Origin of the sequence: Curtobacterium sp. 8I-2, from assembly GCF_902506155.1 — a bacterium.
Lineage (GTDB): Bacteria > Actinomycetota > Actinomycetes > Actinomycetales > Microbacteriaceae > Curtobacterium > Curtobacterium poinsettiae.
Map to the genome: position 1 here is coordinate 699,279 of NZ_LR732826.1, position 13,276 is coordinate 712,554.

Sequence of the window (13,276 nt, forward strand, 5' to 3'; positions counted from 1 at the left end):
AGCACCGCACGCTCACGGGTCGTGCGGAATGCCACGCCGGTACGATGGGTTGACCCGGTCAGACGCAACGGAAGGGCAATCAGGCATGCGCCAGCTCATCATCATCGGTTCCGGTCCGGCCGGGTTCACCGCCGGCATCTACGCAGCGCGCGCAGAGCTCAAGCCGCTCATCGTCGCCTCCAGTGTCGAGACGGGCGGTGAACTCACCAAGACGACCGAGGTCGAGAACTTCCCCGGCTTCCCCGAGGGGATCCAGGGCCCCGACCTCATGATCAAGATGCAGGAGCAGGCCGAGAAGTTCGGTGCCGAGGTCCTGTACGACGACGCCGTCTCCGTCGACCTGACCGGCAAGGTCAAGAAGGTCACCGTCGGCTCGGGCGAGACGTACGAGGCCCTCGCGGTCATCTACGCCACCGGCTCGGCGTACCGCCACCTCGGTCTCTCCGACGAAGAGCGCCTGTCCGGCCACGGTGTCTCGTGGTGCGCGACCTGCGACGGCTTCTTCTTCCGCCAGAAGAACATCGCTGTCGTCGGCGGTGGCGACTCCGCGATGGAAGAGGCGACGTTCCTCACCCGCTTCGCCGACAAGGTGACGGTCATCCACCGCAAGGACTCGCTGCGTGCGTCGAAGATCATGCAGGACCGCGCGATGAACGACCCGAAGATCGAGTTCGCGTGGAACAAGGCGGTCACCGGCATCACGGGTGACTCCGCGGTCGAGGGCGTCACCCTCACGGACACCGTGACGGGTGAGGAGTCCGAGCTCGCACTGGACGGCCTGTTCATCGCGATCGGCAACGACCCGCGCACGCACCTGATCCACGGCCAGATCGACATCGCGCCCGAGGGCACGATCGCTGTCCAGGGCCGCTCGTCGAAGACCAACCTGCCGGGTGTCTTCGCCGCCGGTGACGTCATCGACCCGACCTACCGCCAGGCCATCACGGCCGCCGGTTCGGGTACGGTCGCCGCGCTCGACGCCGAGAAGTACCTCGCCGAGCTCGACGACGAACTGACGAACGAGGCCGAGGGTGTCGGTCCGACCGAACCCGCCATGGTCGACGTCATCGCCTCCCGGGCCTGAGCAGTCTCGGAATACCACGACGGCATCGCCGTTGTACCCCCTGAACGACTTCTCGAAGGAGCACACATGTCCAACGCCAAGGCTGTCACCGACGCCACCTTCTCGGACGAGGTCCTCAAGTCCGACAAGACGATCCTCGTCGACTTCTGGGCCGAGTGGTGTGGCCCGTGTCGCGCCGTCTCGCCGATCCTCGACCAGATCGCCGAAGAGCACGCCGGCAAGATCGAGATCGTGAAGCTCAACGTGGACGACAACCCCCAGTCGGCCATGAACTACCAGATCACGTCGATCCCGGCGATGAAGGTCTTCAAGGGTGGCGAGGTCGTCAAGACCGTCATCGGTGCCAAGCCGAAGCCCGCGCTCGAGGCCGACCTCGCCGAGTTCCTCGCGTAGGTCCCCCCGCACGAACGGCCCCGCTCTCCCCGGAGAGCGGGGCCGTTCTCGTCCGGAGCCACCGGATGCCGATCGGCCCCGTCGCGGAACCCGGGTTCCCCGGGCCGATGTCGTAGTGTGGCGGGAATGTCCCACTGAACGGAGCACTCGATGACGAACGGCAACAGCCTCGACCCCTGGTACGACTCCTACGCCCAGCGCACCGCCGGGTTGAGCGCCTCCGAGGTCCGAGCCCTGTTCGCCGTCGCCTCGCGCCCCGAAGTCGTCTCACTGGCCGGCGGCATGCCGTTCGTCTCCGCGCTCCCCAGGGAGCTCGTCACGGGCTCCCTGGACCGTGTCATGAACGAGCACGCCGCCATGGCGCTCCAGTACGGCGGGGGACAGGGCCTGCGTTCCCTCCGCGAGCACATCGTGGACGTCATGAGCCTCGAGGGCATCCGCGCCAGCGCCGAGGACGTCGTGGTCACCACGGGCTCGCAGCACGCGCTCGACCTCGTCACGCGGCTGTTCATCGATCCGGGCGACATCGTGCTCGCCGAGTCGCCGTCCTACGTCGGTGCGATCGGTGTCTTCCGGTCGTACCAGGCCGAGACGGTGCACGTGACGACCGACAAGCTCGGGTTGGTCCCCGAGGCGCTGCGTGAGGCGATCGCGAACCTCCGCACCCAGGGCAAGCGGATCAAGTTCCTCTACACGATCCCGAACTTCCACAACCCGGCCGGCGTCACGATGAGCCGAGAGCGACGCATCGAGGTGCTCGACATCTGCCGGTCGAACAACATCCTCGTGCTCGAGGACAACCCCTACGGACTCCTCTGGTTCGACGAGCCGGCACCCCAGGCCATCCGCTCGATCGACGAAGAGGGCGTCGTGTACCTCGGCTCCTTCTCCAAGACGCTCGCGCCCGGGTTCCGCGTCGGCTGGGCACTCGCGCCGCACGCGATCCGCGAGAAACTCGTGCTCGCCAACGAGTCGGCCGTCCTCGCCCCGAACTCCTTCGGCCAGTACGTCGTGAACGCCTACCTCGACGCCGCGGACTGGAAGGGTCAGGTCGACACCTTCCGGGGCATCTACGCCGAGCGACGTGACGCCATGCTGTCCGCGCTGGGGGAGTTCCTGCCCGACCTGTCCTGGACCAAGCCGAACGGTGGTTTCTTCGTCTGGCTGACGCTGCCGGAGTCGCTCGACTCCAAGGGCATGCTGCCGCGTGCCGTCAAGGAGCTCGTCGCTTACACACCGGGGACGGCGTTCTACGCCGACGGACGTGGCGGTGGACACATCCGCCTGTCGTTCTGCTACCCGACGCCGGAGCAGATCCGCGTCGGCGTCAAGCGGTTGGCGAACGTCGTCAACGACGAGCTCGAACTCATCGAGACCTTCGGGCCGACCACGCGCCCCAACACGGTGGTGCGAGCGACATCGTCCGTCAGTGCACCGCCGCCGAACATCTCCTGATCAGCACTTTTGCGCGACGCTGATCGCACAGCACCGCAGTTCCACACCGGAGGACCCCGCATGGCCGAGCTCACCCGTCGTCACGTCGTCGTCGTCGCCGGAGGCATCTCGCACGAGCGGGACGTCTCCCTGCGATCCGGTCGCCGGGTCGCCGACTCACTGACCGGCTACGGCTGGCATGTCGATCTCCGCGACGCCGACGCGCTCCTGTTGCCCGCCCTCGCGGAGTCCCGCCCGGACGTCGTGTGGCCGGCGCTGCACGGCGCCTCCGGTGAAGACGGGGCCCTGCGGGGCATCCTGGAGGCCGTCGACATCCCGTTCGTCGGCTCGCGTTCGACCTCGGCTCGGCTGGCATGGGACAAGCCCACGGCGTCCGCACTGGTCGCCCGCGCCGGCGTGCGGACCCCTCGTTCGGTGACGCTGTCCCACGACGTCTTCCGTGAGCTCGGCGCCGTCGGCGTCCTCGAGTCGATCGCCACCGAGCACCCGGTGCCACTTGCCGTGAAGCCCGCACGTGGCGGGAGCGCCCAGGGCGTGACCCTCGTCGACGACGTCAACGACCTGCCACGCGCCATGGTCACTGCCTACACGTACTGCGACGACGTCGTGGTCGAGCAGCTCATCCGCGGCACCGAGGTGGCCGTGGGGATCATCGACACCGGCGACGGCCCGGTCGCCCTCTCCGCCGTCGAGATCGTGCCCCGCAACGGTATCTACGGCTTCGAGGCTCGCTACAACGCGGGGGAGACGACCTTCTACACGCCGGCGCGGCTGTCAGACGAGTTCGCGGCGGCAGCGGCAGAAGCAGCAGTCGCCGCGCACACGGCCTTGGGACTCCGTCACCTGTCGCGCGTTGACCTGATCATCGACGGCGCCGGAACACCGTGGTTCCTCGAGGCCAACGTGCTCCCCGGGCTCACGGAGACGTCTTTGCTGCCGCAAGCGCTCTCAGCGTCGGGCTTCGACCTCGGTTGGACCTACGCCGAGCTCGCCGAGCAGGCCATCCGGGACCACCGCGCCTGATCAGTGCCGCGCGATGTTCCACGTGGAACACCGCGCGTTCGGGACCACGCCGGCGTGATTGACGGGCTTCGATGTTCCACGTGGAACGTCGCACTGCTCGTCCGGCCGATCTCATCGACGGATCACAACGGCTGGCGCGTCGTCCTCGTTCCACCGGAACAGCACCAAGTGCCACAGGCCGGGGCTCTTCCGAGACGGATCGATGAGTCCGTCGGCGCCGATCTCGAGCAAGCGGTCGCGCACCTGCCACGAGCCGGGCGTACCACCGGCGGCGGCGATGTCCTGCCATGGAGCAACAGCGTCCTGCAGGTCGATGCCGATCGAATCGAGCGTGCCTGGATCACGCAAGTCGACGATTCGTGCAGCGTCGACATCGATCGCGACGATCTCCAACGTCTCCGCACGGACGTCCCTGTGCGCGACCATCGCAGCTTCGACTCCTCCGACCGACGCACTGAGGTACAACGTCGGCTCATCGGCCCTGGAATACCGGCCCACGGAGCGCGATCCCGCGATCGCGAACTCTCGGAACCTCGGATCCACGGCGCGGAAGATCGTTCCCCGGATCGCTCGCGTGAAGGGCGAGCCGCTGGTGGTCACCACACCACCATCTCAGCTGAGGCAGATCGCGTCCGCCGACGGCGCAGCATCGTCCGGAGCGCTGCGTTGCCGCCAGAGCGCGCGGCAGGAGTAGCGCGTCTTGGACCCCGGCTCCGGCGTCCCAGAGGCTCACAGCGCCCCACAGCGCCGCGTGAGGCCTGCTTCAGCTCTCGAGGTCCCGTACGCCGAGCTCGGCGAGGATCCGGTTGAGATCGTCGCCGTTCGCGAAGTCGATGGTGACCGAGCTCTTCCGGGCGCCGACCGCGATCTTCACCCGGGTGTTCAACCGGTCACCGAGCCGCTCTGCGAGGTCGTCGAAGTGCGCCTGTCGCTTCGACGGCTCGGGCTTCGGCTTCGTCTGCGGGGTCTTCGCAGCGAGTTGCTGCGCGATCGCCTCAGCCGCCCGGACCGAGAGGTCTTCGTTGACGATCTTCTCTGCCAGGTACTCCATCGCCTCTGCGTCCGGCGCAGCGAGGATGGCACGGGCGTGCCCGGCAGAGAGGACACCTGCGGCCACTCGGCGCTGGACGGGGGAGGGGAGGCGCAGGAGCCGGATGGTGTTGGTGATCTGCGGTCGAGACCGACCGATGCGCTGACCGAGCTGCTCCTGCGTGATGCCGAAGTCCGCGAGGAGCTGCTGGTAGGCAGACGCTTCTTCGAGGGGGTTGAGCTGTGCCCGGTGGAGGTTCTCGAGCAGTGCATCCCGGAGCATCGCGTCGTCAGGGGTGTCCTTCACGATCGCAGGGATCGTGCTCAGCCCGAGTTCCTTGGTGGCTCGCAGACGACGCTCACCCATGATGAGCTCGTACTGCGGGTCCGTCCCTGTCGCTCCGGCGATGGGACGCACGACGATGGGCTGTAGGACGCCGATCTCGCGGATGGAGTGGACGAGCTCCTGGAGCTCCTCTTCGCGGAACTCCTTCCGCGGCTGCTGCGCGTTGGGGATGACGTCGAGCGGGTTGAGGTTCGCCAGACGGGCGCCCGGCACTGCCACGAGATCGTCCGCCGTCGGCGCGGAGGCGGGGGAGCCGCCGGTCGGGAAGAACACATCCACGGGACGGTCCTGCTGGTCCGTCGCTGTGGGGATCAGGGCGCCGATGCCTCGGCCGAGCCCGGTTCGCTTCGGTGCCATCAGTGCTTTGCTCCTCGTGCTGCGATCTCGGCGGCCGCTTCCAGGTAGGACAGCGACCCGGTGGAGTTCACGTCGTACGCGACGACGCTCTGCCCGTAGCTGGGTGCCTCGCTCACTCGGACGGAGCGGGGGATCATCGCCTTGAGTACCTGGTCACCGAAGTGCTCCCGGACGTCGTTCGCCACCTGGTTCGCCAAGTTCGTGCGGCTGTCGTACATCGTGAGGAGGATCGTGGACACCCGGAGGTTCGGATTGAGGTGGCGCTCGATCAGCTCGATGTTCCGCAGGAGCTGGCTCAGCCCTTCGAGCGCGTAGTACTCGCACTGGATCGGGATCAGGACCTCTTGTGCCGCGACGAACGCGTTGATCGTCAGCAGACCGAGCGACGGCGGGCAGTCGATGAAGACGTAGTGGTACGGCTCGTCGAGCGATTGCAGGTACATGTCGAGCGCGGTCCGCAGGCGTTGCTCACGTGCAACGAGGGAGACGAGCTCGATCTCTGCACCGGCGAGGTGGATCGTTGCCGGCACACACCAGAGCGTGTCCGACTCGGGGGAGGCCTGGACAGTGTCGGCCATCGGTGCCTCATCGACGATGACGTCGTAGATACTCGCGACCTCGGCCTGGTGATCGACGCCGAGTGCGGTCGACGCATTGCCCTGCGGGTCGAGGTCTATCACGAGCACTCGAGCGCCACCGTGGGCGAGTCCCGCTGCGAGGTTGACCGTCGATGTCGTCTTGCCGACGCCACCCTTCTGGTTCGAGACGGTGATGATCCGCGTCTCAGCAGGCAGCGGGAACTGCTGCGTCGCAATCGCGCGGCGGCGACGGTTGAGGTCGGCGATCTCGCGAGCGAGCGGTGTCGACGCGTCGTAGTCGGTCGATGAACTCAACGAGTGCCTCTTCCCCGGTTCGATGTTTCACGTGGAACGCGGAGCCACTGGCGGCCGGATGACCCGGCCCGAGCCGCAGCGTCAGTCAACTGTAGCCCGGAAGACGCGAGTGGTCTCGTCGACCACACCGTCTCCGAGCTCGAGCACCTCGACGTCGGAGAGGCGCTTCCGGAGGATCACCTTGCGGGCCTTCTCGATCTCTTCGTCGACACGCGCACCCTTCATCAGGATGAGCTGGCCACCGGACCGAACCAAGGGCACGGTCAGGGGGATCAGCTTCGAGAGCGCGCTGACGGCCCGAGCGGTGACCTGGTCGACCACCACTTCGTCAGCGACGTCCTCTGCACGGCCACGGAGCACCGTCACGTTCTGCAGGCCGAGCCGGTCGGCCTCAGCGCGGAGCCAATCCGTCCGACGCTCCATCGGCTCGATGAGCACGAACTCGACGTCGGGGCGGGCGATGGCGAGCACAAGGCCCGGCAGTCCTGCCCCGGAACCGACGTCCGCAACCCGGCCACGCGCCTCCAGGAGGGGCGCCAGCAACGCAGAATTGAGGATGTGTCGAGTCCACAGCCGGGGGAGTTCGAGCGGGCCGATCAGGCCCAGCTCCTCACCTCGTCGCGCCAGCTCGTCCGTGAACGACCGCGCCACCTCGATCTGGTCGCCGAACAGCGTCACGGCGGCAGCAGGCTCGGTCTCCAGCACCGGTGCGGCCGTGGGGGCCACTGGCTCGTCCGTCATCGGGTGACGACCGTGTGGCGGTCCCGACCCTCACCCTCGGACTCCGAGTGGAAGCCCTTCTCAGCGACCAGGTCGTGGACGAGCTTGCGCTCGTACGACGACATCGGGGGGAGTGCTGCCGTCGACGAACCGGCTTCGATCCGCTCGACCGCGGTGTCGACGAGACGCTGGAGTTCCTCGGCACGGGCGTCGCGCGAGCCGCCGACGTCGAGGATGAGTCGGCTGAACTCGCCGGTCTCCGCCTGCACCGCGATGCGGGTGAGTTCCTGCAGTGCGGTCACCGTGTCGGGCTTCGAGAGGACACGAAGTGCCTCTCCGTCGTCCGTGACCGACAGGTACACGCGACCGCCGCGTTCCTCGATCTCGATGTCACCATCGAGATCACAGATGTCGAGGAGTTCCTCGATGTAGTCCGCTGCGATGTCCGCTTCGTCGCGGACGTCTTCGGTCTCGGTGTCCGTCGTCTCGACGGCGGCCGCGGTGTCCTGCTCGGTCACTTACTTCTTCCCGTTCTTCTTCTGGCGCTGCTTGCCGACCGGCTGCTGACGCTGGGTGGTGACGCGCACGGGCTCGATCTCCGTCGCGCCGACGCCGGCGCCGGCCTCGGCGAGGACCGGAGTGGCGGTCCCGCGACGCTGGGCCTTCTTGGCCAGGCGGGCTTCACGAGCCAGAGCAGCTTCGGAACCCGGGGTCGGCATGCTGCGGATGACGAAGTACTGCTGCGCCATCGTCCAGAGGTTCGAGGCGAGCCAGTAGAACATGACGCCCAGGGGGAAGCTGAGGCCCGAGATCACGAAGACCAGCGGGAGGATGTACAGCATCATCTTCTGCTGGCGGTACATCGGAGACTCCTTGGTCTCCGGCGACATGTTCTTGGCGACGAGCTGCAGCTGCGTGATGAACTGCGACGCGGTCATGACGACGATCATGAAGCCGGCGATCGCGCGGACCTCCCAGCCGGAGGCGTTCGTGAACGTCTCGTGCAGGGGAGCGCCGAACAGCGCCGCGTTGCCGAACGAGGCCGCGAGGTCGTTCGTCAGCAGGCCGATGCCGGTCTTGTTGATCTGCGCTTCGTGCAGCACTGAGTACAGCGAGAAGAAGATCGGCATCTGCAGCAGCAGCGGCAGGCAGGAGCTGAGCGGGTTGGTCCCGGTCTCCTTGTAGAGCGCCATCGTCTCGCGGCTCATGGCCTCGCGCGAGAACTGGTCCTTCTTGCCCTTGTACTTGTCCTGGATCTTCTTCAGCTGCGGCGCGACCTCGAGCATGCGACGCTGCGACTTGATCTGCCGGACGAAGATCGGGATCAACGCGGCGCGGACGACGAACGTCAGGAAGATGATCGAGAGCACCCACGTGATGCCCGCGCTCGGGTCCATCCCGATGCTCTCGAAGATCCAGTGGAAGCCGACGAGGATGGCCGAGACCACCCATTTGAGCGGCCAGAGGATCGTTCCGATGATGTCCATGGGGACGGCTACGCCTTTCGAGTGCGCTGGGGGAGCAGGACCGGCCGGGCCGTTCCGACCGCGGGGTGCGGCTGCTGCGGGATCGGCGCGAGGACGAACCCGAACCGGTTGACGACGAACGGGTGACGACGTTCCTTGACGTCGTCGATGCCGCCGGCAGCCCAGGGGTTGCAGCGGGCGATGCGCCAGGCGCCCATGGCGGATCCGCGCACGACGCCGTACTGCTGGATCGCGTCGAGGGCGTACCGGGAGCACGACGGATGGTAGCGGCAGACGTTGCCGTACAGCGGGGAGATCACCGCACGGTAGGCCCGGAGCACGACGACGCACGCGTTGCGTGGGAGCAACGCGATGACCCAGGCCAGCCGGGTCCACAGAGTGCGGTTCATGCTGCCTTCTCCACCCCGCGCGCGAAGGAGCGCGTGACGTCTTCGAGCAGGGTAGGCCATCCGGCCTGCGATGCGGCTGGCAGTACACGCACCACCACGTCGAACCCTTCTGGGCACTCGACGAGCAGGTCGTGCGCGATCGCCTTGAGCCGCCGCCTGATCAGGTTCCGGGTCACGGCGTTGCCCACCGTCTTCGCGACGATGAAGCCGAACCGTGTCGGTCCGTCGCGGTCGGCCGGTTGGCGGACCACGGACACGACGACGTGCGCCGTGGCGCTCTTGCGACCACGACGCACGACGTTCCGGTAGTCGTCCCCGCGCACGATGCGGTTGGCGCTGGCCAACACTGCGACGCCGGGGTCAGACCGAGGACCGGATCAGGCGGATGAGCCTGATCAGGCCGAGAGCTCGGTGCGGCCCTTGGCGCGACGCGCCGACAGGATGGCGCGGCCGGCACGCGTCCGCATGCGGAGGCGGAAGCCGTGCTTCTTGGCGCGGCGACGGTTGTTCGGCTGGAAGGTGCGCTTGCTCATGATGTTCTCCACACGGCTGCTCGCGGCGAGCCGTCACGTATGTGTAGTCGTCCGGGTGCGGACGACGCAGATGGGCGCGACCAAAGGGCCGCAGTCAACTGGTTAACGGTACGTGACAGCGGCGGGCAGGTCAAACCCCACGCGGACAGGTGGTGCCGTCACCCCGTGGCTGGTGTCGCTCGAGCCCATTCTCCACATTGGGGACAACTTCCGTTCGGTGGGACTCGGTCCGGTCCTTTACAGTGGTGTGATCGATCGCCTCGAAGGCCCGGTACGACAGGGAAGTACTCCTGTCGGACGACTCGGAGCGGTCGTGGACAACACTGTGGACAACCCTGTGGGAACCTCCGTGGCAACGAGGCTTCGGAGAACTCTCCGGAGCCACCGACGATCCGCCGGAGACGACCCTGTCCCGAGTGCGGTCGCCGAGGACGCCACGGCATGTCCGACCCCGCGGGACGCACTCTCGTCCGGCAGCGAACGCACGACACGACCCCTGGAGACGAGCGCGACATGACGATGCCGGCCGACCCCGTCGAGGACCTCTGGTCATCCGTACTCCGAATCCTCGCCGAGGACCCCCGCATCACGCCGCAGCTCCACGGGTTCCTGAACCTGGTCGAGCCGAAGGGCGTGCTCGCCGGCACCCTGTACCTCGAGGTCCCGAACGACCTGACCCGCGGCATGCTCGAGCAGCGAATCCGCATCCCGATCACCGAGGCCGTCGCACGCATCGGCGACGACTCGGTCGCGAACTTCGCGATCACGGTCAACCCGGACATGGCGTCGGAGCCGCGGGTGGACCCCAGCGTGCCGGAGTACGCCGAACCCGTGCAGGAAGCCGTCGAGCAGAGTGCCGCGCCGCGTCAGTACATCGAGGCGCCGTTCGTCCCGAGCCAGATCGACTCTCCCGGCACCAGCGGGCGCCCGGAGTCGCGGCTCAACCCGAAGTACAACTTCGACAACTTCGTCATCGGCTCGTCGAACCGGTTCGCCCACGCCGCAGCCGTCGCCGTCGCCGAGGCACCGGCCAAGGCCTACAACCCGCTCTTCATCTACGGGGACTCCGGACTGGGCAAGACCCACCTGCTCCACGCCATCGGGCACTACGCCGAGAGCCTCTACCCGGGGATCCGCGTCCGCTACGTGTCGAGCGAGGAGTTCACCAACGACTTCATCAACTCGATCGCGAACAACCGGTCGAACCAGTTCCAGCAGCGCTACCGCGACATCGACATCCTGCTGATCGACGACATCCAGTTCCTGCAGGGGAAGGACTCCACCCAGGAGGCCTTCTTCCACACCTTCAACACGCTGCACGACCACAACAAGCAGGTCGTCATCACGTCGGACGTGGCGCCGAAGCACCTGACCGGGTTCGAGGACCGGATGCGGTCGCGCTTCGAGTGGGGTCTGATCACCGACGTCCAGGCGCCCGAGCTCGAGACGCGCATCGCGATCCTCCGCAAGAAGGCGCAGTCCGACCATCTGCAGGTGCCCGACGACATCCTCGAGTTCATGGCGTCGAAGGTGTCGAGCAACATCCGCGAGCTCGAGGGCACCCTGATCCGGGTCACCGCGTTCGCGAGCCTGAACCGGACGGCCGTCGACATGGCGCTGGTGCAGACGGTGCTCAAGGACCTGATCACCCTCGACGAGGACAACGTCGTCGCGCCGACGGACATCATCAACCACACCGCGGAGTACTTCAAGCTCTCCGTCGACGACCTCTACGGCTCGTCCCGCTCCCAGGCGATCGCCACGGCACGACAGATCGCGATGTACCTGTGCCGTGAGCTGACGAGCCTGTCCCTGCCCAAGATCGGGCAACTGTTCGGCAACCGCGACCACACCACGGTCATGTACGCGAACAAGAAGATCACCGAGCTGATGAAGGAGCGTCGGTCGATCTACAACCAGGTCACCGAGCTCACCAGCCGCATCAAACAGGACCGCCGCTACCGCTGAGATCGGCGGGTTCCCGGACCCATCCACCATCTGAGACGGTTCCATGGGCCGGAGTTCTCACAGTGTGGATAGCCTGTGGATAACTGTGGAGGACACGCCGCCCGCTTGTACACAGGTGAGGGGTCGCCTGTGGAGACTGGGGATGGAAGTGGATAGATGAGATTCATTCATCCCGTTAACGCTCACACACCGCTCACAAGTCACAAGCGTGTAGTTCCCTACTCCGGACCGGGATGCACAGGGTTATCCACAGTGTGCACAGGCGTTAACACCATTACTCCTGGTTAACGATCAATCTCCGCGGGACAACCTTGTGGACGGCGGGATGACAAGAAATCCGGCGCTCCTCCGCCTGTGCCAGAATGGGGCGGCCGGACAGTCCAAGCCGATCGACAGGGGTTCCAGCTGTGAAGTTCGAGGTCAACCGGGACGTCTTCTCCGAAGCCGTCTCCTTCGCAGTGAAGCTCCTCCCGCAGCGCACGACCCTGCCGATCCTGTCGGGCGTCCTGATCCACGCCGACGGGGATCGCCTGACGCTCTCGTCGTTCGACTACGAGGTCTCGGCGCAGACGTCGATCTCGGCGCAGATCGACGAACCGGGCACCGTCCTGGTCTCCGGCCGGCTGCTGAACGACATCGCGAGCCGGCTGCCGAACGCCCCTGTGTCGTTCACCACCGAGGACGCGAAGATCTCGGTCACCTGCGGTTCGGCACACTTCACGCTGCTGTCCATGCCGGTCGAGGAGTACCCGACGCTGCCGGAGATCGGTCCGCAGACGGGTGTCATCCCGGGCGACGCGTTCTCCGAAGCCGTGTCCCAGGTCGCCGTCGCCGCCAGCCGTGACGACGTCACCCCGGTGATCACCGGCGTGCAGCTCGAGGTCGGCGACAACGACCTGTCCCTCATCGCGACCGACCGCTACCGTGTCGCCGTCCGCACCATCGCGTGGGACTCCGGCCGAGTCGGCTCGGACCCCCTGCACGCACTGGTCCCGGCCCGCACCCTGCAAGAGGTCGGCCGCACGTTCGGTTCGGCGTCGACGGTGTCGGTGTCGATCAGCGGCAACTCGGACCGCGAGCTCATCGCCTTCCACGCCGACGACAAGACCGTGACGTCGCTGCTCATCAAGGGCAACTACCCGCCGGTCCGCCGGCTCTTCCCCGAGACCGTCAACGACCACGCGGTGATCAACACCGCGGAGCTGGTCGAAGCGGTCCGACGGGTCTCCCTCGTCCTGGAGCGCGAAGCCGCGCTCCGGTTCTCCTTCACGGTCGACGGGCTCACGCTCGAGGCGATCGGATCCGAACAAGCGCAGGCGTCAGAGTCGATCAGTGCGTTGTTGACCGGCGAGGAAACGGTGGTCTCGTTGAAGCCCGCCTTCCTCCTGGACGGGCTGAACGCGGTGCACTCCGAGTTCGTCCGCATCTCCTTCACCAAGACGGAGAACCCCAACAAGCCGGGCCCGGTGCTGATCACCGGCCAGACTTCGCAAGAGGCCGCAGCGACCGATGGATACCGGTACCTGCTGCAGCCCAACCTGCTGCTGCGATAGGCGCAACAGGCAACCTGCGCTGGCGCACACCACCGGCAGCATCAGC

Annotated in this window: 15 protein-coding genes; 6 read left to right on the forward strand and 9 right to left on the reverse strand. The window is 66.8% G+C overall.

Annotated features, from left to right (window positions below; translation table 11 throughout):
• Positions 1 to 85: 85 nt before the first annotated feature.
• The 4 genes from trxB (at position 86) to BOSE127_RS03425 (ending at position 3,955) form a co-directional block, all read left to right on the forward strand.
• Positions 86 to 1,084, forward strand: coding sequence for a thioredoxin-disulfide reductase (trxB, locus tag BOSE127_RS03410; RefSeq protein ID WP_159556177.1), 999 nt, complete (start codon positions 86 to 88; stop codon positions 1,082 to 1,084).
• Between the two features lie 66 nt (positions 1,085 to 1,150).
• A complete protein-coding gene (trxA, locus tag BOSE127_RS03415) occupies positions 1,151 to 1,477 on the forward strand; it encodes a thioredoxin (RefSeq protein WP_017887828.1) in 327 nt (108 codons plus the stop codon).
• A gap of 150 nt (positions 1,478 to 1,627) precedes the next feature.
• Positions 1,628 to 2,932, forward strand: coding sequence for an aminotransferase-like domain-containing protein (locus BOSE127_RS03420; RefSeq protein WP_159556178.1), 1,305 nt, complete (start codon positions 1,628 to 1,630; stop codon positions 2,930 to 2,932).
• 60 nt (positions 2,933 to 2,992) lie between these two features.
• A complete protein-coding gene (locus BOSE127_RS03425) occupies positions 2,993 to 3,955 on the forward strand; it encodes a D-alanine--D-alanine ligase family protein (protein ID WP_071249969.1) in 963 nt (320 codons plus the stop codon).
• A 111-nt stretch (positions 3,956 to 4,066) separates the two neighbouring features.
• On the opposite strand, the gene BOSE127_RS03430 is transcribed toward BOSE127_RS03425, so the two are convergent.
• From BOSE127_RS03430 to rpmH, 9 genes are all read right to left on the reverse strand, one after another.
• A complete protein-coding gene (locus BOSE127_RS03430) occupies positions 4,067 to 4,555 on the reverse strand; it encodes an RES family NAD+ phosphorylase (RefSeq protein ID WP_236559489.1) in 489 nt (162 codons plus the stop codon).
• Positions 4,556 to 4,718: 163 nt separating this feature from the next.
• Positions 4,719 to 5,687 carry a ParB/RepB/Spo0J family partition protein gene (locus BOSE127_RS03435; RefSeq protein ID WP_159556179.1) on the reverse strand — a complete coding sequence of 323 codons (969 nt, stop codon included), beginning with the start codon at positions 5,685 to 5,687 and terminating at the stop codon, positions 4,719 to 4,721.
• Positions 5,687 to 6,580 carry a ParA family protein gene (locus BOSE127_RS03440; RefSeq protein ID WP_017887823.1) on the reverse strand — a complete coding sequence of 298 codons (894 nt, stop codon included), beginning with the start codon at positions 6,578 to 6,580 and terminating at the stop codon, positions 5,687 to 5,689. Before BOSE127_RS03440 ends, BOSE127_RS03435 begins: the two co-directional genes overlap by 1 nt.
• 81 nt (positions 6,581 to 6,661) lie before the next feature.
• Positions 6,662 to 7,321, reverse strand: a complete 660-nt coding sequence (gene rsmG, locus BOSE127_RS03445) for a 16S rRNA (guanine(527)-N(7))-methyltransferase RsmG (protein ID WP_071249963.1) — start codon at positions 7,319 to 7,321, stop codon at positions 6,662 to 6,664.
• Entirely contained in the window at positions 7,318 to 7,818 is a 501-nt protein-coding gene (locus BOSE127_RS03450; protein WP_017887821.1) for a Jag family protein, read from the reverse strand. The genes rsmG and BOSE127_RS03450 overlap by 4 nt, the downstream gene beginning before the upstream one ends.
• Complete coding sequence (gene yidC / locus BOSE127_RS03455) at positions 7,819 to 8,787, reverse strand: membrane protein insertase YidC (protein ID WP_017887820.1); 969 nt, start codon at positions 8,785 to 8,787, stop codon at positions 7,819 to 7,821. It abuts the gene before it with no gap.
• Positions 8,788 to 8,795: 8 nt separating this feature from the next.
• Positions 8,796 to 9,176: a membrane protein insertion efficiency factor YidD gene (gene yidD, locus BOSE127_RS03460; RefSeq protein ID WP_017887819.1), complete on the reverse strand. Its 381-nt coding sequence runs from the start codon at positions 9,174 to 9,176 to the stop codon at positions 8,796 to 8,798.
• A complete protein-coding gene (rnpA, locus tag BOSE127_RS03465; RefSeq protein ID WP_017887818.1) occupies positions 9,173 to 9,523 on the reverse strand; it encodes a ribonuclease P protein component in 351 nt (116 codons plus the stop codon). Before rnpA ends, yidD begins: the two co-directional genes overlap by 4 nt.
• Before the next feature lie 48 nt (positions 9,524 to 9,571).
• Entirely contained in the window at positions 9,572 to 9,709 is a 138-nt protein-coding gene (gene rpmH / locus BOSE127_RS03470; protein ID WP_022889115.1) for a 50S ribosomal protein L34, read from the reverse strand.
• 513 nt (positions 9,710 to 10,222) lie between these two features.
• On the opposite strand from rpmH, the gene dnaA reads away from it, so the two are divergent.
• Both dnaA and dnaN read left to right on the forward strand, forming a co-directional pair.
• Positions 10,223 to 11,677, forward strand: a complete 1,455-nt coding sequence (gene dnaA, locus BOSE127_RS03475) for a chromosomal replication initiator protein DnaA (protein WP_159556180.1) — start codon at positions 10,223 to 10,225, stop codon at positions 11,675 to 11,677.
• Between the two features lie 407 nt (positions 11,678 to 12,084).
• Entirely contained in the window at positions 12,085 to 13,230 is a 1,146-nt protein-coding gene (dnaN, locus tag BOSE127_RS03480; RefSeq protein WP_017887815.1) for a DNA polymerase III subunit beta, read from the forward strand.
• Positions 13,231 to 13,276 lie beyond the last annotated feature (46 nt).

Excerpts from the sequence above, each read along its gene's own strand:
- trxA (WP_017887828.1), top strand. The coding sequence starts at position 1,151 with ATGTCCAACGCCAAGGCTGTCACCGACGCCACCTTCTCGGACGAGGTC.
- trxB (WP_159556177.1), top strand. The coding sequence starts at position 86 with ATGCGCCAGCTCATCATCATCGGTTCCGGTCCGGCCGGGTTCACCGCC.
- rsmG (WP_071249963.1), bottom strand. The coding sequence starts at position 7,321 with ATGACGGACGAGCCAGTGGCCCCCACGGCCGCACCGGTGCTGGAGACC.
- dnaA (WP_159556180.1), top strand. The coding sequence starts at position 10,223 with ATGACGATGCCGGCCGACCCCGTCGAGGACCTCTGGTCATCCGTACTC.
- BOSE127_RS03420 (WP_159556178.1), top strand. The coding sequence starts at position 1,628 with ATGACGAACGGCAACAGCCTCGACCCCTGGTACGACTCCTACGCCCAG.
- yidD (WP_017887819.1), bottom strand. The coding sequence starts at position 9,176 with ATGAACCGCACTCTGTGGACCCGGCTGGCCTGGGTCATCGCGTTGCTC.
- BOSE127_RS03425 (WP_071249969.1), top strand. The coding sequence starts at position 2,993 with ATGGCCGAGCTCACCCGTCGTCACGTCGTCGTCGTCGCCGGAGGCATC.
- BOSE127_RS03435 (WP_159556179.1), bottom strand. The coding sequence starts at position 5,687 with ATGGCACCGAAGCGAACCGGGCTCGGCCGAGGCATCGGCGCCCTGATC.
- yidC (WP_017887820.1), bottom strand. The coding sequence starts at position 8,787 with ATGGACATCATCGGAACGATCCTCTGGCCGCTCAAATGGGTGGTCTCG.
- rpmH (WP_022889115.1), bottom strand. The coding sequence starts at position 9,709 with ATGAGCAAGCGCACCTTCCAGCCGAACAACCGTCGCCGCGCCAAGAAG.